The 22261-nt window shown below is 47.4% G+C and carries 24 protein-coding genes, 21 tRNA genes and 2 rRNA genes; 10 read left to right on the top strand and 37 right to left on the bottom strand.

The window, feature by feature from the left end; all coding sequences use genetic code 11:
• Positions 1–19: 19 nt before the first annotated feature.
• Positions 20–793, bottom strand: a complete 774-nt coding sequence (locus tag OQ477_RS00235) for an alpha/beta hydrolase family protein (protein WP_265971042.1) — start codon at positions 791–793, stop codon at positions 20–22.
• Positions 794–932: 139 nt separating this feature from the next.
• Here OQ477_RS00235 and OQ477_RS00230 point away from each other — a divergent pair, with 139 nt between their 5' ends.
• The 3 genes from OQ477_RS00230 to OQ477_RS00220 are packed head-to-tail and all read left to right on the top strand — an operon-like array spanning position 933 to position 3518.
• Positions 933–1937: an ABC transporter substrate-binding protein gene (locus OQ477_RS00230; RefSeq protein ID WP_265971041.1), complete on the top strand. Its 1005-nt coding sequence runs from the start codon at positions 933–935 to the stop codon at positions 1935–1937.
• 11 nt (positions 1938–1948) lie between these two features.
• Positions 1949–2731: an ABC transporter ATP-binding protein gene (locus OQ477_RS00225; protein ID WP_082998872.1), complete on the top strand. Its 783-nt coding sequence runs from the start codon at positions 1949–1951 to the stop codon at positions 2729–2731.
• A complete protein-coding gene (locus OQ477_RS00220) occupies positions 2706–3518 on the top strand; it encodes an ABC transporter permease (RefSeq protein WP_265971038.1) in 813 nt (270 codons plus the stop codon). Before OQ477_RS00225 ends, OQ477_RS00220 begins: the two co-directional genes overlap by 26 nt.
• A gap of 35 nt (positions 3519–3553) precedes the next feature.
• Here OQ477_RS00220 and ytkD read toward each other — a convergent pair whose 3' ends face one another.
• The 3 genes from ytkD to OQ477_RS00205 form a co-directional block, all read right to left on the bottom strand.
• A complete protein-coding gene (gene ytkD / locus OQ477_RS00215; RefSeq protein WP_003152244.1) occupies positions 3554–4033 on the bottom strand; it encodes an RNA deprotection pyrophosphohydrolase in 480 nt (159 codons plus the stop codon).
• 132 nt (positions 4034–4165) lie between these two features.
• Complete coding sequence (locus OQ477_RS00210; RefSeq protein ID WP_174532443.1) at positions 4166–4570, bottom strand: phage holin family protein; 405 nt, start codon at positions 4568–4570, stop codon at positions 4166–4168.
• Between the two features lie 152 nt (positions 4571–4722).
• On the bottom strand, positions 4723–5160 hold the full coding sequence (locus OQ477_RS00205) for a Dps family protein (protein ID WP_007408835.1): 438 nt from the start codon (positions 5158–5160) through the stop codon (positions 4723–4725).
• A 124-nt stretch (positions 5161–5284) separates the two neighbouring features.
• Between OQ477_RS00205 and ytzI the strand changes: the two genes are divergently transcribed.
• Positions 5285–5434, top strand: a complete 150-nt coding sequence (gene ytzI / locus OQ477_RS00200) for a YtzI protein (RefSeq protein WP_007408836.1) — start codon at positions 5285–5287, stop codon at positions 5432–5434.
• Here ytzI and OQ477_RS00195 read toward each other — a convergent pair.
• The gene (locus tag OQ477_RS00195) at positions 5431–5874 is read right to left on the bottom strand and encodes a FixH family protein (RefSeq protein ID WP_014418701.1); all 444 of its coding nucleotides are present in this window, start codon (positions 5872–5874) and stop codon (positions 5431–5433) included. The two genes, ytzI and OQ477_RS00195, sit on opposite strands and share 4 nt — an antisense overlap.
• Positions 5875–5988: 114 nt before the next feature.
• Positions 5989–6462 (bottom strand): S-ribosylhomocysteine lyase, encoded by a 474-nt coding sequence (locus OQ477_RS00190; RefSeq protein ID WP_003152237.1) that lies wholly within the window; start codon positions 6460–6462, stop codon positions 5989–5991.
• Positions 6463–6586: 124 nt separating this feature from the next.
• Here OQ477_RS00190 and yidD point away from each other — a divergent pair, with 124 nt between their 5' ends.
• Positions 6587–6814: a membrane protein insertion efficiency factor YidD gene (yidD, locus tag OQ477_RS00185; protein ID WP_007613292.1), complete on the top strand. Its 228-nt coding sequence runs from the start codon at positions 6587–6589 to the stop codon at positions 6812–6814.
• On the opposite strand, the gene OQ477_RS00180 is transcribed toward yidD, so the two are convergent.
• Both OQ477_RS00180 and OQ477_RS00175 read right to left on the bottom strand, forming a co-directional pair.
• Positions 6811–7380 (bottom strand): beta-class carbonic anhydrase, encoded by a 570-nt coding sequence (locus tag OQ477_RS00180; RefSeq protein ID WP_003152233.1) that lies wholly within the window; start codon positions 7378–7380, stop codon positions 6811–6813. The genes yidD and OQ477_RS00180 overlap by 4 nt on opposite strands.
• A gap of 117 nt (positions 7381–7497) precedes the next feature.
• Positions 7498–7746, bottom strand: a complete 249-nt coding sequence (locus OQ477_RS00175) for a type B 50S ribosomal protein L31 (protein ID WP_265971035.1) — start codon at positions 7744–7746, stop codon at positions 7498–7500.
• A 197-nt stretch (positions 7747–7943) separates the two neighbouring features.
• Between OQ477_RS00175 and OQ477_RS00170 the strand changes: the two genes are divergently transcribed.
• From OQ477_RS00170 to OQ477_RS00160, 3 genes are read left to right on the top strand one after another with little or no spacing between them, the layout of a single operon-like run.
• The gene (locus OQ477_RS00170) at positions 7944–9275 is read left to right on the top strand and encodes a cytochrome ubiquinol oxidase subunit I (protein ID WP_003152226.1); all 1332 of its coding nucleotides are present in this window, start codon (positions 7944–7946) and stop codon (positions 9273–9275) included.
• 22 nt (positions 9276–9297) lie between these two features.
• Positions 9298–10338, top strand: coding sequence for a cytochrome d ubiquinol oxidase subunit II (locus OQ477_RS00165; protein WP_265971033.1), 1041 nt, complete (start codon positions 9298–9300; stop codon positions 10336–10338).
• A gap of 57 nt (positions 10339–10395) precedes the next feature.
• A complete protein-coding gene (locus tag OQ477_RS00160; RefSeq protein ID WP_007408842.1) occupies positions 10396–10554 on the top strand; it encodes a DUF1540 domain-containing protein in 159 nt (52 codons plus the stop codon).
• A 370-nt stretch (positions 10555–10924) separates the two neighbouring features.
• On the opposite strand, the gene menC is transcribed toward OQ477_RS00160, so the two are convergent.
• The 6 genes from menC to OQ477_RS00130 all read right to left on the bottom strand — a co-directional run bounded on the left by menC (position 10925) and on the right by OQ477_RS00130 (position 18422).
• Positions 10925–12040, bottom strand: a complete 1116-nt coding sequence (gene menC, locus OQ477_RS00155) for an o-succinylbenzoate synthase (protein ID WP_105937410.1) — start codon at positions 12038–12040, stop codon at positions 10925–10927.
• Entirely contained in the window at positions 12037–13500 is a 1464-nt protein-coding gene (locus OQ477_RS00150; RefSeq protein WP_265971031.1) for an o-succinylbenzoate--CoA ligase, read from the bottom strand. Before OQ477_RS00150 ends, menC begins: the two co-directional genes overlap by 4 nt.
• 87 nt (positions 13501–13587) lie before the next feature.
• Positions 13588–14406, bottom strand: coding sequence for a 1,4-dihydroxy-2-naphthoyl-CoA synthase (menB, locus tag OQ477_RS00145; protein ID WP_003152221.1), 819 nt, complete (start codon positions 14404–14406; stop codon positions 13588–13590).
• Between the two features lie 58 nt (positions 14407–14464).
• Positions 14465–15289, bottom strand: a complete 825-nt coding sequence (menH, locus tag OQ477_RS00140) for a 2-succinyl-6-hydroxy-2,4-cyclohexadiene-1-carboxylate synthase (RefSeq protein WP_265971029.1) — start codon at positions 15287–15289, stop codon at positions 14465–14467.
• Positions 15277–17013, bottom strand: a complete 1737-nt coding sequence (menD, locus tag OQ477_RS00135) for a 2-succinyl-5-enolpyruvyl-6-hydroxy-3-cyclohexene-1-carboxylic-acid synthase (protein WP_265971027.1) — start codon at positions 17011–17013, stop codon at positions 15277–15279. The genes menH and menD overlap by 13 nt, the downstream gene beginning before the upstream one ends.
• Positions 17010–18422, bottom strand: coding sequence for an isochorismate synthase (locus OQ477_RS00130; protein WP_265971025.1), 1413 nt, complete (start codon positions 18420–18422; stop codon positions 17010–17012). The genes menD and OQ477_RS00130 overlap by 4 nt, the downstream gene beginning before the upstream one ends.
• 282 nt (positions 18423–18704) lie before the next feature.
• Between OQ477_RS00130 and OQ477_RS00125 the strand changes: the two genes are divergently transcribed.
• Positions 18705–19424: a TraR/DksA C4-type zinc finger protein gene (locus OQ477_RS00125; protein WP_265971023.1), complete on the top strand. Its 720-nt coding sequence runs from the start codon at positions 18705–18707 to the stop codon at positions 19422–19424.
• Positions 19425–19579: 155 nt separating this feature from the next.
• The gene (locus OQ477_RS00120) at positions 19580–20050 is read left to right on the top strand and encodes a TspO/MBR family protein (RefSeq protein WP_265971022.1); all 471 of its coding nucleotides are present in this window, start codon (positions 19580–19582) and stop codon (positions 20048–20050) included.
• 35 nt (positions 20051–20085) lie between these two features.
• On the opposite strand, the gene OQ477_RS00115 is transcribed toward OQ477_RS00120, so the two are convergent.
• The 23 genes from OQ477_RS00115 to OQ477_RS00005 form a co-directional block, all read right to left on the bottom strand.
• Positions 20086–20157 (bottom strand) — tRNA-Glu (locus OQ477_RS00115).
• Positions 20158–20160: 3 nt separating this feature from the next.
• Positions 20161–20251: transfer RNA gene (locus OQ477_RS00110), tRNA-Ser, on the bottom strand.
• Between the two features lie 3 nt (positions 20252–20254).
• A tRNA-Asn gene (locus OQ477_RS00105) sits at positions 20255–20329 on the bottom strand.
• 10 nt (positions 20330–20339) lie between these two features.
• Positions 20340–20416 (bottom strand) — tRNA-Ile (locus tag OQ477_RS00100).
• Positions 20417–20431: 15 nt separating this feature from the next.
• Positions 20432–20505: transfer RNA gene (locus tag OQ477_RS00095), tRNA-Gly, on the bottom strand.
• A gap of 8 nt (positions 20506–20513) precedes the next feature.
• Positions 20514–20589, bottom strand: a tRNA-His gene (locus OQ477_RS00090).
• 20 nt (positions 20590–20609) lie between these two features.
• Positions 20610–20685 (bottom strand) — tRNA-Phe (locus OQ477_RS00085).
• A gap of 10 nt (positions 20686–20695) precedes the next feature.
• Positions 20696–20772, bottom strand: a tRNA-Asp gene (locus OQ477_RS00080).
• A 6-nt stretch (positions 20773–20778) separates the two neighbouring features.
• Positions 20779–20855 (bottom strand) — tRNA-Met (locus OQ477_RS00075).
• Between the two features lie 19 nt (positions 20856–20874).
• Positions 20875–20967 (bottom strand) — tRNA-Ser (locus OQ477_RS00070).
• A 7-nt stretch (positions 20968–20974) separates the two neighbouring features.
• A tRNA-Ile gene (locus OQ477_RS00065) sits at positions 20975–21051 on the bottom strand.
• Positions 21052–21053: 2 nt separating this feature from the next.
• A tRNA-Met gene (locus OQ477_RS00060) sits at positions 21054–21130 on the bottom strand.
• Positions 21131–21150: 20 nt separating this feature from the next.
• Positions 21151–21223 (bottom strand) — tRNA-Ala (locus OQ477_RS00055).
• A 4-nt stretch (positions 21224–21227) separates the two neighbouring features.
• Positions 21228–21304: transfer RNA gene (locus tag OQ477_RS00050), tRNA-Pro, on the bottom strand.
• A gap of 16 nt (positions 21305–21320) precedes the next feature.
• Positions 21321–21397 (bottom strand) — tRNA-Arg (locus OQ477_RS00045).
• A gap of 9 nt (positions 21398–21406) precedes the next feature.
• A tRNA-Leu gene (locus tag OQ477_RS00040) sits at positions 21407–21492 on the bottom strand.
• 19 nt (positions 21493–21511) lie between these two features.
• Positions 21512–21586, bottom strand: a tRNA-Gly gene (locus tag OQ477_RS00035).
• 9 nt (positions 21587–21595) lie between these two features.
• Positions 21596–21679: transfer RNA gene (locus tag OQ477_RS00030), tRNA-Leu, on the bottom strand.
• 10 nt (positions 21680–21689) lie between these two features.
• Positions 21690–21765, bottom strand: a tRNA-Lys gene (locus tag OQ477_RS00025).
• A gap of 37 nt (positions 21766–21802) precedes the next feature.
• Positions 21803–21878: transfer RNA gene (locus tag OQ477_RS00020), tRNA-Thr, on the bottom strand.
• Between the two features lie 29 nt (positions 21879–21907).
• A tRNA-Val gene (locus OQ477_RS00015) sits at positions 21908–21983 on the bottom strand.
• Between the two features lie 23 nt (positions 21984–22006).
• Positions 22007–22122 (bottom strand): 5S ribosomal RNA (rrf, locus tag OQ477_RS00010).
• Between the two features lie 50 nt (positions 22123–22172).
• A 23S ribosomal RNA gene (locus tag OQ477_RS00005) occupies positions 22173–22261 on the bottom strand; the annotation flags it as partial.

Genomic DNA, 22261 nt, shown 5'->3' with positions numbered 1-22261 from the left:
ATATCATAAATCAGACATCTTACCGTGTCTTCATCCATTCCGCCAGCCGCCGGACAATGCGTCTGTTTTCCTGCGGCGGAAAATAATGCGTAAAACCGCTGTAATACCAAGTTTCCACCGGTTTCCCCGCCTCTTTCAGCTTGTCCTCGATCATCCGGGCGTGTTCGATCGAAACATTCTCATCATTCTCTCCATGGATGAGCAGCACAGGGGCCTGAATGCGGTCTGCGTTTTCAAACGGCGAACGCCGTCTGTATTCATCCGGCACCTTTTTCGGCGTGCCGCCGATCACCCGCTTCATCATCCGCCGCATATCCTTCCGCTCTTCATAAGTAAGCACCATATCGCTCACACCGCCCCATGATACGAGCGAAGCCGCTTGATGCCCCATTTCAATCGCGGTCAAAAGCCCCATGATTCCGCCCCGGGAAAAACCGAAAATATGCACCCGCCCTTCCCTGACGTTCGGATGCTCCCGAAGCAGGCGAAAAGCGGAAAACGCGTCCTCTCTGTCCTCTCCCGCAAAATCTTCATTTCCCTCGCCGCCCTGGTTGCCTCTGTAATAAGGCGCAAACACGACAAAGCCTTGGGAAGCGAATTGAATGATTCTTCCGGGGCGTACCATGCCGACATTTTTTATGCCGCCGCGCAAATATAAAAAACCGTCATATGTTCCCGGCGCCGCAGGCTCGGCAAGGAGCCCCTTTACCTTCAGCCCTTCTGACTCATAGCATACCTCAAAGAGGCGGACATGCGGACTCGGAGACGGGAACCTTTTCTTTTCTGCCAGCAAAACAATGCGCCTCCTTATATCATCAGTTTTTTTATTCTATCCCAACGTGAATATGGGCACTCACACATTTTTTATACCCATCATACGATATGTAAAGCAGAAAAGGTTATTTTAACGCTTAAAACAAGGAGGTTACACCGTGAACAAATGGCTCAAAACGGGCTGCGTTTTTGTCATATGCGCCTTTTTCCTGCTCATTCTTCCGGCTTGCAGACAGGAAGAAAGTCTGACGAAGGTAAAGGTGGCGGAAGTCACACACTCCATCTTCTATACGCCTATGTATGTCGCTGAGGCAAAAGGTTTCTTTAAAAAAGAAGGGCTCCAAGTGTCACTTCAAACAACATGGGGCGGGGACAAAACGATGACATCGCTTTTGTCAAACGGGTCTGATATCGCGCTGGTCGGTTCTGAAACATCCATTTACGTGGAGGCGCAGGGAGCAAAAGATCCGGTCATCAACTTCGCGCAGCTGACACAGACGGACGGCACATTTCTCGTGTCGCGGAAGGATGAGAAATCATTCAAATGGAGCGATTTAAAAGGAAAAACATTTCTCGGCCAGCGAAAAGGCGGCATGCCCCAAATGGCCGGTGAGTACGTCCTGAAAAAGAATCACATAGAGCCGAAAAAAGACATTAACCTCGTTCAAAACATTGATTTCGCCAATATTTCCAACGCATTCGCATCCGGAACGGGTGATTATGTGCAGCTGTTTGAACCGACGGCATCCCAGTTTGAAAAAGAAGGCATCGGCCATATCGTCGCATCCTTCGGAGAAGCTTCCGGCCAAGTGCCATACACAACCTTTATGGCAAAAGAAAGTTATTTGAAAACCAATGAAAAGACGGCGGAAAAATTCACCCGCGCCATCTATCGCGCCCAGCAATGGGTGGAAAGCCATCCGGCCAAAGACATCACAAAACTGATTCAGAAGGAATTTGCCGATACCGATCCGGTCATTATCGAAACATCGATAGAGCGCTATAAAAAACAAAAGTCATTCTCTGCAGACCCAGTACTGCAAAAGGATGAATGGGAACAGCTTCAATCTATTATGGATGAAGCCGGAGAGCTCCCGAAACATATTCCGTACAGCAAACTCGTCAACACAAAAATCGCCAAAAAAGTCACCTCAGAACAATAGGAGGAACATGAATGTCTTTTTTACATGTCGATCATGTAACACATACTTATTTCTCGCTGAAAGAAAGAACAACCGCCGTGAAAGATATACATTTTCAGATTGAAAAAGGGGATTTCATCTCCTTTCTCGGACCGAGCGGATGCGGAAAAACAACACTCCTGTCCATTCTGGCCGGTCTTATCACCCCTGCGCAAGGCCGGGTTCTGATTGAAGGAAGCGTGCCGAACCATAAAGAACACCAAATCGGTTATATGCTTCAGCAGGATTATTTATTTCCTTGGAAATCAATTGAGGAAAACGTGCTGCTCGGTTTACACATTTCAAAAACATTAACAGAAGAAAAAAGAGCTGAAGTTCTCAGCCTTCTGCCTAAGCTCGGATTAATCGGCGTTGAAAAGAAATACCCGAAAGAGCTGTCAGGCGGAATGCGGCAGCGGGCGGCACTTGCCAGAACTCTTGCGCCGGACCCGGGACTGCTGCTCCTTGATGAACCGTTTTCCGCGCTGGACTTTCAAACGAAGCTTTCTTTGGAAAACCTTGTCTTCAGAACATTAAAGGATTTTCAAAAAACCGCCGTGCTCGTCACCCACGATATCGGTGAAGCCATCGCCATGAGCGATACGATCTATTTATTTTCGAATCAGCCGGGCACCATCCACCAAATATTCACCGTGCCTAAGGAGCTCGCGGCTTTAGATCCGTTTGACGCGCGTCAGGATCCGGCCTTTCAGCCGCTGTTTCAAACCATATGGAAGGAGCTGAATTCCCTTGAAAAACAGCAGCGGCACGATTGAACAGCTTCATCAGCAGTTTAAGAAAAGACACCAAAAAGAAAAGCTCCGGGTCCGTGCGTATCAGGCCGCCATTTTCATCGTATTTTTTGCCGGCTGGGAAATATCGAGCAGGGCGGGCTGGATCGATCCGTTAATCTTCAGCTCACCCTCCGCCGTTTGCAGGCTTTTAGTTGAAAAGATTGCGGACGCATCCCTTGCGGCGCACATCGGCGTAACCTTAGGAGAAACCGTTCTCGGCTTTTTGCTCGGCACGCTCCTCGGCACATGCCTCGCCGCTCTGTTATGGTGGTCAAACAGGCTCGCCCGGGTTTTAGACCCGTACCTCGTCATTTTAAACGCGATGCCGAAGGTCGCACTCGGACCGATTCTCATCGTGGCACTCGGACCGAATTTCACAAGCATTGTCGCCATGGGAGCAGTCATCAGTGTCATTATCACGACAATCGTCGTCTTTACGGCTTTTCAAGAAGTGGATGAAAACTATATTAAGGTCATGAAAACCTTCGGAGCGAAAAGAAGCATCATGTTTAAAGAAGTCATTCTGCCGGCATGCTCCCCCGCGATTATTTCCGCGCTTAAAGTGAACGTCGGTTTATCCTGGGTCGGTGTCATCGTCGGCGAGTTTCTCGTTTCCGAAAAAGGTCTGGGCTACATGATCATTTACGGATTCCAGGTCTTCAATTTCACTCTTGTGTTCTTAAGCCTTCTGATCATCGCGATTTTTGCGACATTGATGTATCAGGGAGTCGAACTGTTAGAAAGAAAATGGACGAAAGGAAAAATATAAAAAAGACCCGTGCGTAAACGCCGGGTCTCCGTTTTTTATGATTGAAATACGCCGTCCTCTTTCAGCTTTTTCAGACTGATCGGAAGCACCGAATCTTTCATAATGAAACTGAACTTTTTATTTCGGGGGAGATTCTCCGGCAGTTCGCTGAACAGCACCGGCCCCTTTGTTTCAAAATAGTCAGCCTGTTTTTCAAGCTTTTCAATATCGGCAAAATAAATATTCTTCACGATTACCTTTTCCCTGCCGAGAACTTTATACTGTCCGACGTACTTCAGATGTCTTACCGCGGCACCGGTTTCTTCTTTCACCTCGCGCAGGGCCGCTTCCTCCGCACATTCCATCGGCTCCACTTTTCCGCCCGGAAATTCAAACCCCCGGTCTTCATGCTCGGTCAAAAGCCACTTATCTCCATATCGGCATATGACCCATACGTGCTTCGGGCTGTCTGAAAAAGGCTGGTGTTCAAAGGAGAGCTGAACAGTGTTCTGATAATAGTCTTTAAACTCGTACATGTTTATCCCTCTAATCCGTTCCTTCATATCTTCCATACATCATACCACAGTTGCGTTTGTTCGGAAGCCCTTTATCAAAAATTCAGAGGAAAACCATCATACCCGCTAGTATAGCCTCCTTTGAAGCAAATGTTACGGTTTGCGCTTGAATTTATTTTTCAGGGTATCCAATAGGTCGACGAGCACCTGCGGAACCGGTATGCCCAACGAGCTTGCCGTAATCACGACCTGAACTGATTCGTATAAGATATAAAACATGATAGCCAAATTACGGATGGCGCCTTCGGTATGAAGCAGCTGGTCAAAAAAATGGCAAACTGAGACTAACGCCAGGGTCACGATTTTTTTGACCAGCCGCGCAAAAAGCTTTCTTGCGCTCAGCTGCTGCAAAAGAGATTCTTTTAAGCTTGTACTGATAAACTCAATCGCCATGACCGATAGCAAAATCAGAAACGAATACTGAAAACCTCCGAAGAAAAACCCCGCTGCCGACACGATCACTGCAAAAAACGAAAAGATGCCAAAGTCTTTGCCCACTTGATCCAACATCCTTTCACAGAAACGGCCTTACATTATTCTATGAAAAGTGAATGGAACGGACTGGATTTTTCAGAAAAATGGACAACACCTCTCTTCGGCAGCCAAATAAAAGACCGAGTGCTTTATAGCCCCGGTCTTCCCTTGTTGATTTATCCTAAATACGCTTTCAGCATCCAGTTATGTTTTTCGATATTCTGGTGAATGGCAAGCAGCATATCACCGGTCGTTTCGTCTCCTACCTCATCTGCGAGGTCCATGCCGCTTTTCAGCTCTTCCGCAATGACAGTGAAATCATCATAAATGTTCTGTACCATTTGTTCTGCGCTCTCATTGCCTTCCGCTTCTTTTACAGACGCTGTCTTCAATGATTCCGTCATTGTGCCGATCGGCTTGCCGTTTAATGCCAGCAGACGTTCTGCCAGATCATCAATATATGTAGCCGTTTCGTTATACAGCTCCTCGAACTTTTCATGCAATGTGAAAAAGTCCTTCCCTTTGACGTACCAATGATAGTTATGTAATTTCACATACATGACCGTCCAGTTTGCAACTTGCTTATTGACTGCATCCAATAGTTTTTCTGACATGCCTATCTTCCTCCTTTGGTTTACTATTGATATACCCTATATATCGTGTGTTAAAACATAAATTTTCAGCCCTTGATTTTATGGATGGAAAATATGTTATGATTTGTTAAAAAGGAGGGATTTCATGCTGCTTCTTCTGAGCTTCGGCTTTCTTATCGTGCTCGCCGTGCTGCTTTTATCCATCTGGTCGACTGTAAGAGCTTATAATGTAAAACATACGATTGACCCGCCGGAGGACGCATCAAAAGGCTTGACGGATAAAAAAAATCCTTAATGATGATGCGTCTGTTCCTCATGGCCGGAGGAATCATCGGCAGCTTCAGCATCCCCGACACGCACTTTTACAGTCGGCATATTATGCTGCTGTTTTGCCGTTACGTGGGATTGAACGGTATACACACCCTCTTCATCAAATTCAGTCCGCAGGTGATACGCCCCTTTTTCCTCCTTGGCCTTGCTTGTTTTGCTGCTGCCTTTTTTTCCTTCTTTCCATACTTCAAACATGACTTCATCCGCATCCGTGACACGCTTGCCGCCGTAAAAAACCTCCGCCTTGTATTCCGCTTTTTCATGCGGTGCTGCCGTTTCCGGTCCTGTAAGCTTGACCTCAAGCGCTTTAGGCTCCTCATCCGCGGAGGTTTTGTCCGAATTGCCCCCGCAGGAAGATAATAGAAATACCATACCGCACATACCTGCCAATACAGCCCGTTTCATCCCATCACTCCTTTATGTTTGCTTCTATTTTAGCAAACGCTTACACATAAGGTGTGACATTTTTTAGAAATATGTAAAAAAGCCTTTTTGCATGTCAGCAAAAAGGCCTGTTTTTTATCCGAAAACTTTCAGCAAATCTTCTTTATCTTGTGACAGCCAGAAACGCATCAGACGTTTCGCGCCTTCTAAATCATGAAGTTTCGCCTGGCCGCACTGTTTTTCGTTGGCCGCCGGAATCTCCGTAATATCGATGGCTTCTTTCAGCGTAGCGTCAAGCAGGTCTACAATTTCTTCCGCTGTCGGCTCGCCGCTGACAACAAGATAATAGCCTGTCTGGCAGCCCATCGGTGAGATATCTATGATGTCGAAGTGATCGTATTTCTCAGAATGTGTGCGAATCGTAAACGCAAGCAAGTGCTCAAGCGTATGAATCGTATCCGGCTTCATCGCCTGTTTGTTCGGCTGGCAGAAGCGAATGTCAAACTTATTCACGACGCCGTCTGTTCCGACTTTATGCACTCCGCAATGTCTTACATACGGAGCCACAACCGCATTATGGTCAAGCTCAAAACTTTCTACTGAAGGCATAATGGCACTCCCTTTTTTTCAGAATATGCATCCATTATAACACAGTTTTCCGATAAGAATTGTGGCGGAAGCTTTTCAATCTGAAATTTTTTTTCTATACTAGCATCAGAAAGGTGGTTTTTTGATGAAAACCATAATGATTGCTTTAATCCGCGGATACCAGAAGTTCATCTCTCCGCTGACGCCGCCGTCATGCCGCTTTTATCCGACGTGTTCGCAGTACGGAATCGAAGCCGTCAAGACTCACGGCGCATTAAAAGGCGGATGGCTGACACTGAAGCGGATTTTAAAGTGCCACCCTTTTCATCCGGGCGGTGTTGATCCCGTACCGGACAAAAAAGAAAAACATTAGTCCATATGCTGGTAGCCGTCGATCACCAGATCAAGTTTACCGGTTTCAGGATCAATCACCAGACCGTGCACCGGCACATTGTCAGGGAATAGCGGATGGTGTTTAATGACGTTTACGCTGTCTGTAACACTCGCTTCTACTGAATCAAAGCTTTTCAGCCATTGATCAAGATCAACTCCTGAGTGCTTCAGCATGTCAATCCGCTCTTTCGGAATACCGCGGTCGATAATTTTATCGAGCATATCCTCGCTGTTGATTTTGCTCATGCCGCAATCATGGTGGCCGATAACGCAGACTTCATCGGCGTTTAATTCGTATACGGCCACTAAAAGGCTGCGCATGATACTTCCGAACGGGTGGGCGACAAGCGCGCCGGCACTTTTAATAATTTTCACATCGCCGTTTCGCATGTTCATCGCATGCGGAAGCAATTCTACAAGACGTGTGTCCATACAGGACAAAATCGCCATTTTTTTATCTGGGAATTTAGATGTTTGGTATTTTTCATAATCTTTGTTTTTAGTGAACTGCTCATTAAATTGCATGATATCGTTTAGAAGACTCATCTTGGTGTTTCCTTTCTGCTTTTTTATTCACAATATAACATAAGACGGGTCATTTCGTCACTCCCCGCACGGATGACAAAGTGCTCAATAAATAAGACAAGCCCCATTGGGCTTGTCTTATTTCCCCATATTGTATTTTTTGTTGAACTGTTCGACTCTCCCGCCTTTTTCGTTGAATTTTTGGCGGCCTGTATAAAACGGATGCGTATCTGAGCTGACCTCTACTTTAATCAGCGGGTATGTTTTTCCGTCTTCCCACTCTGCCGTTTCCTCTGTTTTTTTCGTAGAATGGCTTAAAAAGCGATAGCCGCTGTTCACATCTTGAAAAATCACCTGATGGTTATCCGGATGAATATTTTTTTTCATGCTGATCTCCCTTTCTCAAATCGTAATAATTACGTTTTATTTTAAACCTTAAATACCCTCTTGTCAATCATATATGCCCCGATCCCTTGATTTCTAAACCCTGCACATATATGGAATCGGAAGAATAATCTAATCGCTTCAGCAAATAATATAACCACATTACATAAAACGGTAATTTAGAAAGGCGGTTTATGATCGTGGATGATTTAGTGTTAGCCAGAAGCCTGTTCGGGACAACCATGGGCTTTCATATTATTTTTGCGACGCTTGGTGTCGGCTTGCCTCTGATGATTTTAATGGCTGAATTGATTTATCAAAAAACAAAAGATCCGCATTATGCCATTATGGCGAAAAGGTGGACGAAGGCGCAGGCTGTTCTGCTCGGCGTGGCGATACCGACCGGAACGATCGCGGGTACACAGCTTGCCCTTTTGTGGCCCGGATTCATGGAAGTCATCGGCAGGGTGATGTCCCTCCCGTTTCAGATTGAAATTTATGCTTTCTTTATCGAAGCGCTGTTTATGTCCATTTATGTCTACGCCGCTGACCGGCTGACTCCGGCGATGCGCATCATTGCCGTTATTTTCGTTTTGATCGGCGCCGCGGCATCCGCCGTCTTAATCACAAATGTTCACGCATTTGAAGGAACGCCGGCCGGCTTTAAAATTTTAAACGGCAAAATCACTGACGTCGAACCTTGGGCAGCGTTTTTTAATCCAAGCTTTTTCACCACCGCGGGCCATGTCGTACTGACGGCTTTCATGACCGGTGCATTTATCGTTGCGTCAGTTGCGGCTTATAAAATGCTGAGAACGAGAAAACAGGAGCAGGTATACCGCTTTCACCGAAAAGCGCTGCTGCTCGCCTTAACGATCGGCGGGATATTCTCCATTATTGCCTCTTTAAACGGTCACGAGTCAGCCCAGCTTCTTTACGAATACCAGCCTGAGAAGCTTGCGGGCGCAGAAGGGCTGTTTGAAACTAGATCACACGCTCCGCTTGCGATCGGGGGTTTTACTGATGCAAAAGAAGAAAAAGTAAAATGGGCGATAGAAGTGCCGTGGGCTTTAAGCTTTTTGGCTGCAAACAGCTTTGATACCGTCGTCAAAGGATTGAACGCGTTTCCGAAAGACGAGTGGCCGCCTTTATTCATCCATACACTGTTTAACGGAATGGTCGGCATCGGAATGCTGCTCATTTTGTACTCAATCATCGGCATCGTGTGGAGAAAAATTTTAAAGAAAGACAGCTTTCCGACTTGGCTTTTGATTTTATTTTTAACCGCAGGACCGCTCAGTCTGATCGGAATTGAATTCGGGTGGATATTCGCTTGTACGGGGCGGCAGCCATGGGTGATTTACCATCTCCTGAAAACGTCTGATGTCGTCACGACAACCGGTTCAATCGGTTTGCTGTTCATCCTGTTTACAGTGGTTTACGCCATTTTGGCAGCCGCAGTCATTTATGTGCTGCTTTATTATTTCCGCAAACATCCCGTTGAGGAGGATGTAAAAGCGGCGGAATCCTAACAATAGAAAGGGCTGAATTGAAATGGACATTACCATGGATGCTCTCATTGCGATATCAATCGTATGGGGCTTCGTGTTTATCTACGCGGTCATGGCAACGATGGACTTCGGAGCCGGCTTTTGGTCGATGATTTATTTAAATAGAGAACAAACAAAGGCGACAAACATCGCCAACCGTTATTTGTCCCCGACATGGGAAGTGACCAACGTCTTTATCGTCGCAATCGTTGTCGCCCTATTCAGCTTCTTTCCAGGGGCAACCTTCGTGCTGGGAACCGTTTTATTGATCCCGGGGAGTATTATTTTGCTGCTTTTAGCCATCCGCAGCGGCTTTCTCGTCTTCTCCAATACGGCGAAGGAAAGAAAAATCATGAGATATATCTCCGGAATTTCAGGCTTCATTATTCCCGCTGTGCTGATTTTGGTCCTTCCGGTCACACACGGAGGATTTATTGATAAGACGGGCGGCGTGTATCACCTGAATTTGGCAAATGTCTTTACAAGCCTTAATGCGTATGCGTTTATCGGCTTTGCCATTTTAAGCACTTTATTTTTATCTTCACTGCTTCTGGCCGATTTTTCAAATGTTGCGGAAGAGGACCATGCGTACCGCATCTACAGACGGAGCTCTTTAATAACAGGGCCGCTGTCGCTTCTTTTTGCCTTCTTCATTATGCTGACATTACGCTCTGAAGCCGGCTGGCTGTATACGGGGATGATGAAAGACAAGACATGGCTCATTCTGTCTGTCATTACATTTATCATTGCCGGCGCGGCTCTGTTTTTGCCGAATAAGCACTTCGGCCGCAACCTCGGCAAACCGAGAATCGCCATGATCGCCATTGCGCTTCAATACTTTCTGGCAAGCTATGCATACGGACGGGCGCATCTTCCTTATATGATTTATCCGGATATTACGGTCATGTCAGGATTTACGGAGCCGGCAACCTTCAGGGCGCTGTTTATGACGTATATCGTCGCTTTCATCATTTTGTTTCCCGGGTTTTATTTCTTCTGGAAGCTCTTTATGAAAGACAGACGTTATATCCGCCAGGAGGAATAACAAAAATCAGGGCGGCTCATACTAATGGCGTACCTTTTATCTTGGAGGGGAGCCAGCATGGACCAAAAAATTCTGTGTGAAGTCAATAACTGTTCATATTGGGGCAGGGGAAACAAATGCACGGCCGACGCTATATATGTGGTCAGCCATACAGGCGAAACCGCTGAAAAAAGTGAAGAAACGGATTGCAAAACCTTTAAACCGCATGATTTATAAAAGTAAAGAGCTGTTTTATACAGCTCTTTTTCATTTCCGCGCCGCAAGCCTTTTTGAAATCAGCCCCTGAGCCGGAGAAAACCGGGCGGATGAGAAGCATGGCAGAAAGGCGGTTCGTCGGCAAATATATGCGGCGGCAGACGGTACAATAGCATTCATGACAAGCACATAATTTTTTATCAAGATGTACATCTTGGCCCCAGCCAGAAAGCAACACCTGCGCGCTGTTTGAAGAATAAAAAAATCATCGCATTCGCCTATTAAAAAAACCGGCTGATACAGCCGGTTCAAACGGGGGAAGGGGTGATGATGAACAGTTTCAATATAACAGCAGCATACAGGCAGCTCAACTCGCTGAAATGTCTTTTTATCAGTTGTTTGTCGTAAAAACGTCCATTTGGGTGACGTATTTTCTCATTATTTCCTGATTGACTTCGACACCCAGTCCGGGACCGTCCGGAACAGAGATGAATCCCTCTTCAATACGTATGTCGGGAGTGACAATATCCTCCTCCCAGTATCGGTCTGATGAGGAGATATCACCCGGTATCGTAAATTGCGGCAGCGAAGCAAGCGCGACTGTCTGCGCTCTCGAAATGCCGGTTTCAAACATTCCGCCGCACCAAACCGGCATGTGATGCTCTCTGCATAAGTCATGTATTTTTAAAGCCTCTGTCAGGCCTCCTACACGCGCCGGTTTTATGTTAATGATTTTACAGCTCCCAAGCTCAATCGCCCGCCTCGCGTCATCATATGAGCATATGCTTTCATCGAGGCATACCGCGGTTCTCAAGTGTTTCTGCAGGTGGCGGTGATCGACAATATCATCTGCCTGAAGCGGCTGTTCTATCATCATGAGCTGGAATTCATCCAACTCTTTCAGCCTGCTGATGTCTTTCAGTTCATATGCCGAGTTGGCATCCGCCATCAGCGGTACGTTCGGAAAACGGCTGCGGATGACTCTGATCAGATCAACGTCATGGCCGGGCTGAATTTTTATTTTTATACGTTGATAACCTTCTTTTACGTATTGCTCAATTTCCCGAAGCATCTCATCAGCCGAAGCCAGACCCACCGCCACGCCGGCGGGCACTTTATCTCTTTTGCCCCCTAAGGCTTCTGCGAGAGATATCCCCTTTTTCTTGGCATATAGATCCCACACGGCTGATTCAAGCCCCGCTTTTGCCATGCGGTTTCCTTTGAAACGCGCGAGACTGTCAGGCACTTCTGACGGATGGAAAAACTCGCGGCCTACGATATTTGGGATGAAAAAATCTCTCAGCATATGCGCGCATGTCTGAATCGTTTCTTCTGTATACCACGGAGAAGAAAACGCCGATACCTCCCCCCAGCCGGTTCTCCCGGTTTCATCGATCGCTTCCACGATCAAAAATTTACGGTCCTGCAGCGTTTCAATACTTGTTTTAAACGGTTTTTTCAGCCTCATACTTACATGATAAAGGGTGATTTTTTCAATCTTAATCATGACAATTCTCCTTTACGAAGCTCATTCAGCCGATGCCTCATCAGTTTATTGGACGCGTTCCGCGGGAGCCCGTCAACCTCGAAAAAAGCAGCCGGTATTTTATATTTTGCAAGCCGCTTACGACAAAAGGCGGTCAGCTCCTCAGAACTGACAGAAGAAGTCAGCACGAGAAAAGCATGCGGCACTTTCCCCCACTTCGGATCTTCGGCTCCCGAAACACCGGCCTCCGCTACAGCCGGATGGGCAAGCAGCGCCGCTTCCACTTCTGCCGGGTAGATATTTTCTCCGCCTGAAATAATGAGGTCCGACCGCCTGTCCAGCACGTATAAAAACCCTTCATCATCCAAATAGCCAAGATCGCCCGTTTTAAACCATCCATTATGAAAAGCGGCCTGGTTTGCGTCGTCACGATGGTAATACCCTTTCATTACATTCGGGCCTTTCACCGTAATTTCACCGTGTTCAAACGGCGCACAAGGGTTTCCGTCTTTTTCAATTCTAATTTCGCATGAAAACAGCGGTTTACCGGCCGAGCCGAGCTTGTCCATACTGAATTCCGGAGAAAGCGTGACAATCTGTGAGCAGGTTTCAGTCAAGCCGTAAGATTGGAATACCGGAAATTGTTTCCTGCGGCATTCTTCAAGGAGCGGCAGCGGTGCCGGACCCCCGCCAAGCAGAATGCAGCGCAGTGATTCAGGACATTGTTCTGTTTCCGCAAGCAGGCCCGAAAGCATGGTCTGCACCGCTGAAATGATCGTGACCTGATGGGAGCTGATGCTGTCCAGCACATCAGTGACAGAAAATTTTTGATGAAGCACGACAGGCATGCCGTAAATGACCGACTTAAACAGCGCAGACAGACCGCTGATATGAAACAGCGGCAGCGCAATAAGCCAGCGGTCCCGCTCCGTGACCCCCAGATTCAGCGCAGACGATACAGCGCTGGAATAATGATTACCGAAAGTCTGCTGCACCCCCTTCGGCCTTCCCGTTGTTCCTGACGTATACATAAGAGTCGCCGTATCATCAAGCGTTACATAAGCTTCAGGTTCAATGTCACCCGCCTCTTCAGCCTGCAGCTCGTCCACGTCCGCGGCGGCGACCGCAGATTCATATTCTTCGCGGCAAAAACCGTCCTCCGTCAATAAAAGCTTTGCCTGTGAATCTTCGAGCTGAAACAACCGTTCCTGTTTTGAGAGTTTCGTATTCAACAGCACAACTTCCGCCCCTAATAAGAAGCAGGCGTGAACGGCATAAACCATTTCCGGTCTGTTAGAAAGCAAAATCGCGGCACGGTCTCCTTTTTTAAGCGAGCAGTATTTGGACAGCCGCGCGGCCATTTGTTTAGAAGCATGATATAATTCTCTGAATGTCATCTGTTTGTTTTCAAATATGAGAGCGATTCTCTCTGGTGTCAGCTGAGCCCTTTGAATGAGCCAATTCGGCTGTTCTGTCAGCATGTTATCATCTCCGAGGTAAAAGTACTTTTTTTGAAAAGAAAACAGCTTGGACCAGAGCGGCTCAAGCTGTTTCGTAGTGTCATCTGATCACGGAAAACGAGGGAATTGACCGAAATCGGGACTGCGTTTCTCTTTAAAGGAATCGCGGCCTTCTTTCGCTTCGTCAGTCGTGTAATAAAGAAGCGTTGCATCTCCTGCAAATTGCTGAATTCCGGCGAGGCCGTCTGTATCTGCGTTAAATGCCGCTTTAAGGAAACGAAGGGCTGTAGGGCTTTTCTCAAGCATTTCTTCACACCATTTAATTGTTTCCTCTTCAAGTTTCTCTAATGGGACAACCGTATTGACAAGCCCCATGTCGAGCGCTTCCTGCGCGTTGTATTGACGGCACAGGTACCAGATTTCACGGGCTTTCTTATGTCCGACGATACGCGCCAGGTAACCTGAGCCGTAACCTGCGTCAAAGCTTCCCACTTTCGGTCCGGTTTGGCCGAAAATCGCATTATCGGCCGCAATCGTTAAATCACAGACGATATGAAGCACATGGCCTCCGCCGATGGCATAGCCTGATACCATCGCTACGACCGGTTTAGGAATAACACGGATCAAACGCTGAAGATCAAGCACATTCAGACGCGGGATCTGATCATCTCCGACATATCCGCCGTGACCGCGGACTTTTTGGTCTCCGCCTGAACAGAATGCTTTATCTCCCGCTCCCGCAAGAACGATGACACCAATATTGGAATCATCACGCGCACAAGCAAACGCGTCAATCATTTCTGATACCGTCTTAGGAGTAAATGCGTTATGTACCTCCGGGCGGTTAATTGTTATTTTTGCAATACCGTTATACGTCTCGTACAGGATTTCATCGTACTGACGTTCACTTTTCCATTCTGCAGCCATTGATATGACCTCCTTCATTTTTGCCTGAGTCCGGCCGAAAAGCTATTTTCTTTATGCTTTACAAGCCGTATAAAAACTCACTTACTATCTTACCAAAAATTCGCGGCTGTTCCACATGTACCGTGTGCCCCGCCTGTTTGACAACCTCTATTTTACTTGATGGGAGCAGGTTATGCACCTTTTGATTAATAGCGCAAAACTTTTCATCCCATTCACCGCATATGAGCAGGACGGGCGCCTTGATGCGGTGTAATGCCTCCCACCAGGAAGGCTGTGAGCCCGTCCCCATTCCGAGCAGGCTGCCTGCAAGTCCGGACGGATTATTTTTCAGCCTGCCGGCACGGATGGATGCCTTTACGCTGTCCGGCAGAGAAAGCTGCGTGGCAAACAACGGAATGCTCTCCCAATAATCGACAAACGATGTTATACCTTCCCGCAATATAAAGTCAGCAAGCTTCCGGTCTGACTGAATCCGCTTCTTGCGTTCCTGAAGCGTGCTCAGGCCCGGGGTTGTACTTTCCAAAACAAGCGCTGACACCCGATGCGGAAATGCCTGTGCAAAGGAATACGCAAGTCTCCCCCCCATAGAATAACCAATAAGTTTCACTTTGTGAAGTTTTAATTGATCAAAAACGGCGGCAAGGTCCGCAACCTGCCGGCTCGTACTATACCTTGCCGCTTGCACAGGCGCGTCTGTCTCCCCGTGACCCAGGCAGTCAATCATCACCATTCGTTCGCCGGGAAACATGCCGCGTAAAAACATCCATGATTCTTTGCTGCCCGTAAATCCATGCAGACAAACAATAGCTTCAAACGATTCGTGTCCGCTATCAGCCGCCCGATAGCACACGCCGTCGGCCGTTTTAACAGTTACAGTTTCCATTCTTTTTTCACTTCCCGCACTGCGGCCTGCAGCAGATCGCGATGGAATTGAACTCTTGATGTCCGATCTGTTTTCAGCTCGATTATATGAAGTCCGGGCTTGTCCGCCTGCGGCTGATACGCATCCTTAAATGCTTCCCATGTCTCAGGGCAAGTATACGTCCCGCCGTACAGTGCGGCGGCATGCCGGAAATCAAGGCCCGTCGGCGTACCGAACAGTTCTTCAAAATGAGTCTTATCAGATGCCTGCGGCAAAAACGAGAAAATCCCGCCGCCATCATTGTTTATTAAAATAACCGTAAGCGGAATTCCAAGTTTTTTAGCCGCTAACAGCCCGTTTAAATCATGGTAAAACGATAAATCTCCAATTACAAGCGTGACAGGAGCTTTTGTACCCTCACACAGTCCCATAGCCGAGGAGACAACTCCGTCAATGCCGTTAGCGCCGCGGTTGGCATAAACACGGAAGGAACGATCTTGTTTTTCAAAGAACGTATCCACGTCGCGAATCGGCATGCTGTTTCCGACAAAAATCGAACTGCCTTCAGGGACAAGGTGCTGAAGCTGACGATATACATTTCCTTCAAATGATAAATCATCCATGCTCGCGGCCTGTAAATGACTCCGGAACCGCTCATTGACAAACTGCCATTTCTCAAGCCATCCGGACGGCCGTTTTCCGGTTTCAGCTGAACGGACCGCTTCCAAAAACACAGACGGATGGCAATGAATCATATGCGCGCCGGCCTGGGTGGGATCTCTCCATCCTCCGTCTTCATCGACGATAAACTGCTCAATGGCAGGATCATCTCTGAGCCATAAAAAGAGCGGTTTCGAAACCGGCATCGGGCCGAAGCGGATCACAGCGTCCGGGCGCAGCGCCTCTTTTATTTCTTCATCTTTTAAAAACGAGTCATAAGCATCAATAATCAGCGTCTTATCATGCTCCCCGTTTCGGAGGTTTGAAAGCGGGTCAGCTAAAATCGGGAACTGAAGCATCTCGGCAAGCGCGATGATTTGCTGCTTTTCTGCTTCACCGTGAATTTCGCCGCAGACGATCATACCTTTTTCGGTACCCGCAAGACGCTCTGTAATATGATAGAGAGAATCTTGATCAGCTGACTGAATCCCTGTTGTGACTGAGACGTGCCGCCCCTTTCTCATTCTTTCAAAAGGTCCGGCTGATAAATCCGGCATCAAAGGCTCTCTGAGCGGCACATTGATATGGACTGGCCCCATCGGGAGCTTCCCGGCTTCACTTACGGCTCTGCCGGCCAATGTTCTGATATAGCTCAGCATTTGAGGATTTTCCTCAGGCAGAGCCGAGTCTGTGAAAAACTTAACAAAGTTACCGAACAGAAAATGCTGGTTAATCGCCTGAGGCGCCCCCACTTCCCTCAATTCATGGGGCCGATCTGCAGTCAGGACAATAAGCGGCACTCTTGAATAATGAGCTTCAATCACGGCCGGATAGAAGTTAGCCGCTGCCGTTCCTGATGTACAAATCAGCATGACCGGACGCTGGCGGGCTTTTGCAAGACCGAGTGCGAAAAAACCTGCGGATCGTTCATCAATCTGTATATGGACTTGAATATCCGGGTGGGCCGCCGCCAAAACCGCCAAGGGAGTTGACCTCGATCCCGGGCAAACAACCGCGTCGGTGACACCCGATAGAGCGAATTCATCAATAAAGCTTCCGATATAATGTGTAATCGGGTTTGTCAAAGCCTTTCACCTCCTAAAGCAGAGATCATCGGCTTTAGTTTAATTTGTGTTTCTTCATATTCTGATTGCGGATCTGAATCTTCAACAATGCCGCATCCTGCGAAAAGCCGCGCACTTTTGCCTTCAATCAGCCCTGATCGGATAGCCACGACAAATTCTCCGTTTTCCCTGCCGTCCATCCAGCCGATCGGAGCCGCGTACCATCCGCGTGTCATCGGTTCAATATCAGCGATAACTTCAACAGCTTTCTGCTGGGGAGCTCCGCCCAATGCCGGTGTGGGGTGCAGCTTTTCAATTAAATCAAACAGCGAAGCGGACGTTTTAAGATGGCCTGTGATCGGTGTATATAGATGCTGAACACTTTTTGTTTTATATAATTGCGGACCTGCAGGCTTTTTCACATCGCTGCAGCTCGACAAGAAAGAATCGTGTATCATCTGAACCACAAAATCATGTTCCGCGAGATTTTTTTCGTCATGCAGCAGCTCTTTGCCGAGGCGGTCATCTTCTTGTTGATTTTCTCCGCGCTTAATTGAACCTGCCAGACAGGTGGACATAACGTCTTTGCCGGATTTTTTGATCAGCCGTTCCGGTGAAGCGCCGACAAAGCATTTATCTCCCTGCTCAATCGCAAAAACATAGCTTGTCGTTTGGTCCGTCAAAAGCTTGCGGACAACGCTCTCTGTCGGAATAGGCCCATCATATGACAAAACGACTTCCCTTGCCAGCACGACTTTATCATATTGATTTGCTTTCATATCATTTGTTGCTGTTTTAATGGCTTCAAGCCAGTTTTCCACATCAAGTTCTTCCGCTTTTGTTAAAACAGGATATTCTTCATACTCGATTGAAGAAACTGAAAAAGCTTCCGAAAAAGATTTCAGACGTTTCAGCGTATCTTCTGCCTGATTATCGTCTGCCGCCCATTGATTGACGGTTAAATAATCACCATCTGCCGTCTTTGTCAGCATGAGTGAGGGGATAAAGAACAGTCCTTCTTCGAACCCGTTCCATTCGTCTCCTCTCTCTTCAGCGGGATTAAATGAAAAACCGCCGAATAAGACAGGGCCGACCGCGGTATGCGCCGCCTCTTCTTCATGAATATGAAAAGCCGTCTTTTTAAAGCGCTCCCATTGTTCAAAAACGTCGTGATAACGCTTTCCATTTTTTTCATTCGATTGGAACAGCGCTTCTGTGCCAAGACCGACTATTGTTAATTCACTACCGGGTTCTGACCAAAAAAATCGTTTGCCTTTATATTTTTTTGCTCCGTCTTTGAAAAATGATAGAGGGTCTAAAGACGCAATACGTCTTGAATAGCTCAATAAGACAGCATGGTTGACTTGTTTGGCTTTATGTAATGCATGATCTGCTTCCTCTCGGAACGTATGCTGCACCGTTGTCACCATGAGACATTCCTCCATAATCCGTTAAATGCTTTTAATACAATACACCTGTGATGACTTTGTGTCAAACACACAGATTTGAGCACGACAAAATGCCTGCATTTCTTATTATAAACCTTTTTGCGCAAATGAATAAAGAAACAAACTTGAATTTTCTTTCCCCACTCTCGGCAATCACTGTATCCTTTTACTTCCTCATGGGAAAATGACTATTTTTATCCACCATTTTTCTGCGCAAAAGCGTTCATACTAACAGTAAGCATCACATAGAAACGAGGGATTGATGTGCTTACAAACGAACAGATCACACACTTAAAAAAAGAATTGGAAGAAGCCAGACATGATATTTTAAGCCGCTTTAAAGAAAATGACCAATTTCAGTTAACTGATGAATTCCCGTATCAGTCATCCGGCGAATTGTCTTCCTATGACAATCATCCCGGCGATCAGGCGACCGAATTATACGAGCGGGAAAAAGACCTGGCTCTGCTCGACCATGAACGGGAGCACCTTCGCGACATTGATTACTCTCTGAAACAAATTGAAAACGGCACATACGGCACATGTGAAGTCAGCGGCAAGGACATTCCTTATGACAGACTCGAAGCTCTGCCGACGGCTACGACATTGGCGGAATATTCGTCGCAGGATGCTGTTTCCAAAGACAGGCCGATTGAAGAGGAAACACCGTTCGGACAGTTTGAATTTGATGATGATGAATCAATCCGGGCGGCTTACGATAGTGAAGATGCTTATCAGGATGTTGAGGAATACGGAAGCTCAGAAACGCCTCAGGATTTAGAGGATCCGCCGCTCAGCTATGGGGATATGACAATGAACTCTGAAGAAAACATCGGCTATGCTGAGGATTATGAAAACTTTATCGCGACAGATATTACCGGAAAAAACATTTCCGTGTATCCAAGCAAAGCACACGAAAAATATGAACAGGAACTGGACGAAGAAGGAATAATGACGACCTTTGGCGATCTTCATGCTGATTAAAACCCCGGCCTGCCGGGGTTTTTGAATACAAATAAATGGTTTGCTGCATTTTCACACTGAAAACTCATACACTTAATGGTGCATGAACCTTTCAAAAGGTTTATCTTTCCAAAAAAGGGAACTAATATATTGACATTGAATGGCGGAGGGAACAAATGAAAAAGAAGTATATCGGTGCGATTATTGTATTTATCATTACATATGTCTTGTTTTCTTTAGCGGGGTTTCTCTTTCCCATCGACCGGGAATGGTACGACGCGCTGCAAAAACCTGACTGGACGCCGAGCAGATCAGTGATCGGCATCATATGGGCGGTTTTGTTTGCGCTTATTTCGCTCTCAGCAGCCTTGATATACGCAAAGTTTTCATGTTCAGAATCCAAAGCTTTTTGGGTGATGCTTCTCATCAATTATATCGTGAATCAAGGGTTCAGCTATTTTCAATTCACACAGAAAAATTTGCTTGCTGCATCTATCGATTGCCTGCTTGTGGCGGTGACAACACTCATTCTGTTGCTCATTGCCGGTAAATACAGTAAAGCTTCAGCCTGGCTTCTGGTTCCTTATTTATTATGGAGCGCTTTTGCCACATACCTGTCTTTTACCATTTACGCTATGAACGCATAAGAAAAAACCTTGCATACTATGCAAGGTTTTTTTAATGACCCGTACGGGATTCGAACCCGTGTTACCGCCGTGAAAGGGCGGTGTCTTAACCGCTTGACCAACGGGCCTTATGGCGGAGAAGGAGGGATTTGAACCCTCGCGCCGCTTACACGACCTACACCCTTAGCAGGGGCGCCTCTTCAGCCACTTGAGTACTTCTCCGTATGGCTCCACAGGCAGGATTCGAACCTGCGACCGATCGGTTAACAGCCGATAGCTCTACCACTGAGCTACTGTGGAAAAATCATCATGGTGGGCCTGAGTGGACTCGAACCACCGACCTCACGCTTATCAGGCGTGCGCTCTAACCAGCTGAGCTACAGGCCCATGACAATATAAAAATGGAGCGGGTGATGGGAATCGAACCCACGACATCAGCTTGGAAGGCTGAGGTTTTACCACTAAACTACACCCGCATGTTGTTTGGGGCGATTGATGGGAATCGAACCCACGAGTGCCAGAGCCACAATCTGGTGCGTTAACCACTTCGCCACAACCGCCAAAACAATATTAAATTAAATGGTGGCTCGGGACGGAATCGAACCGCCGACACACGGATTTTCAGTCCGTTGCTCTACCAACTGAGCTACCGAGCCTTTTTATAAATGGCGGTCCGGACGGGACTCGAACCCGCGACCTCCTGCGTGACAGGCAGGCATTCTAACCAACTGAACTACCGGACCATTTTTTGGTTGCGGGGGCAGGATTTGAACCTGCGACCTTCGGGTTATGAGCCCGACGAGCTACCGAACTGCTCCACCCCGCGATGATAATTAAATTAGATATGGCGGAGGAAGAGGGATTCGAACCCCCGCGGGCTTTGACACCCCTGTCGGTTTTCAAGACCGATCCCTTCAGCCAGACTTGGGTATTCCTCCGTATAAGTGGTGGACCTTGTAGGACTCGAACCTACGACCGGACGGTTATGAGCCGTCTGCTCTAACCAACTGAGCTAAAGGTCCAATGGTAGCGGCGGAGGGGATCGAACCCCCGACCTCACGGGTATGAACCGTACGCTCTAGCCAGCTGAGCTACACCGCCAAAAAACAATTAAAATCAAGTGGAGCCTAGCGGGATCGAACCGCTGACCTCCTGCGTGCAAAGCAGGCGCTCTCCCAGCTGAGCTAAGGCCCCAAAATGGTCGGGAAGACAGGATTCGAACCTGCGACCCCATGGTCCCAAACCATGTGCTCTACCAAGCTGAGCTACTTCCCGTTTTCAAAAGTATGTATGGCGCGCCCGAGAGGAGTCGAACCCCTAACCTTTTGATCCGTAGTCAAACGCTCTATCCAATTGAGCTACGGGCGCAACAATAAGTGCCGAGGGCCGGACTTGAACCGGCACGGTAGTCACCTACCGCAGGATTTTAAGTCCTGTGTGTCTGCCAATTCCACCACCCCGGCATGGATGGTATAGTATAGTTGGAGCGGAAGACGGGATTCGAACCCGCGACCCCCACCTTGGCAAGGTGATGTTCTACCACTGAACTACTTCCGCGTTTGGCAATGCGGATGAAGGGACTTGAACCCCCACGTCTGTAAAGACACTAGAGCCTGATTCTAGCGCGTCTGCCAATTCCGCCACATCCGCAAGAAAAACATGGTGAGCCATGAAGGACTCGAACCTTCGACCCTCTGATTAAAAGTCAGATGCTCTACCAACTGAGCTAATGGCTCTTATTACAAGAGACTTATATAGTATAACATATAAAGGTGGTGCCGGCAAGAGGACTTGAACCCCCAACCTACTGATTACAAGTCAGTTGCTCTACCAATTGAGCTACACCGGCTTAATACGCCAACTTATGTATGATAGGAATGGTGGAGGATGACGGGCTCGAACCGCCGACCCTCTGCTTGTAAGGCAGATGCTCTCCCAGCTGAGCTAATCCTCCATATATTACACTTACGTGTAATGGCTTGGCGGCGTCCTACTCTCACAGGGGGAAACCCCCGACTACCATCGGCGCTGAAGAGCTTAACTTCCGTGTTCGGCATGGGAACGGGTGTGACCTCTTCGCTATCGCCACCAAACCATTGAGAGTGTTCTCTCAAAACTAGATAACAGTAAGCATACATTCAAATTGGTTAAGTCCTCGATCGATTAGTATCTGTCAGCTCCATGTGTCGCCACACTTCCACCTCAGACCTATCAACCTGATCATCTTTCAGG

It is taken from the genome of Bacillus sp. ChL18 (assembly GCF_026241425.1).
Lineage (GTDB): Bacteria > Bacillota > Bacilli > Bacillales > Bacillaceae > Bacillus > Bacillus velezensis.
Note: the sequence above shows the minus strand (reverse complement) of the source record. Positions and strands in the feature narration are given on the sequence as shown.

Bases quoted from the DNA above. Each gene is read 5' to 3' on its own strand.
- OQ477_RS00225 (WP_082998872.1), top strand. From the start codon at position 1,949: ATGTCTTTTTTACATGTCGATCATGTAACACATACTTATTTCTCGCTG.
- ytkD (WP_003152244.1), bottom strand. From the start codon at position 4,033: ATGTACGAGTTTAAAGACTATTATCAGAACACTGTTCAGCTCTCCTTT.
- OQ477_RS00205 (WP_007408835.1), bottom strand. From the start codon at position 5,160: ATGTCAGAAAAACTATTGGATGCAGTCAATAAGCAAGTTGCAAACTGG.
- ytzI (WP_007408836.1), top strand. From the start codon at position 5,285: ATGCTGCTTCTTCTGAGCTTCGGCTTTCTTATCGTGCTCGCCGTGCTG.
- OQ477_RS00195 (WP_014418701.1), bottom strand. From the start codon at position 5,874: ATGAAACGGGCTGTATTGGCAGGTATGTGCGGTATGGTATTTCTATTA.
- OQ477_RS00190 (WP_003152237.1), bottom strand. From the start codon at position 6,462: ATGCCTTCAGTAGAAAGTTTTGAGCTTGACCATAATGCGGTTGTGGCT.
- yidD (WP_007613292.1), top strand. From the start codon at position 6,587: ATGAAAACCATAATGATTGCTTTAATCCGCGGATACCAGAAGTTCATC.
- OQ477_RS00180 (WP_003152233.1), bottom strand. From the start codon at position 7,380: ATGAGTCTTCTAAACGATATCATGCAATTTAATGAGCAGTTCACTAAA.
- OQ477_RS00175 (WP_265971035.1), bottom strand. From the start codon at position 7,746: ATGAAAAAAAATATTCATCCGGATAACCATCAGGTGATTTTTCAAGAT.
- OQ477_RS00165 (WP_265971033.1), top strand. From the start codon at position 9,298: ATGGACATTACCATGGATGCTCTCATTGCGATATCAATCGTATGGGGC.
- OQ477_RS00160 (WP_007408842.1), top strand. From the start codon at position 10,396: ATGGACCAAAAAATTCTGTGTGAAGTCAATAACTGTTCATATTGGGGC.
- menC (WP_105937410.1), bottom strand. From the start codon at position 12,040: ATGATTAAGATTGAAAAAATCACCCTTTATCATGTAAGTATGAGGCTG.
- OQ477_RS00150 (WP_265971031.1), bottom strand. From the start codon at position 13,500: ATGCTGACAGAACAGCCGAATTGGCTCATTCAAAGGGCTCAGCTGACA.
- menB (WP_003152221.1), bottom strand. From the start codon at position 14,406: ATGGCTGCAGAATGGAAAAGTGAACGTCAGTACGATGAAATCCTGTAC.
- menH (WP_265971029.1), bottom strand. From the start codon at position 15,289: ATGGAAACTGTAACTGTTAAAACGGCCGACGGCGTGTGCTATCGGGCG.
- OQ477_RS00130 (WP_265971025.1), bottom strand. From the start codon at position 18,422: ATGGTGACAACGGTGCAGCATACGTTCCGAGAGGAAGCAGATCATGCA.
- OQ477_RS00120 (WP_265971022.1), top strand. From the start codon at position 19,580: ATGAAAAAGAAGTATATCGGTGCGATTATTGTATTTATCATTACATAT.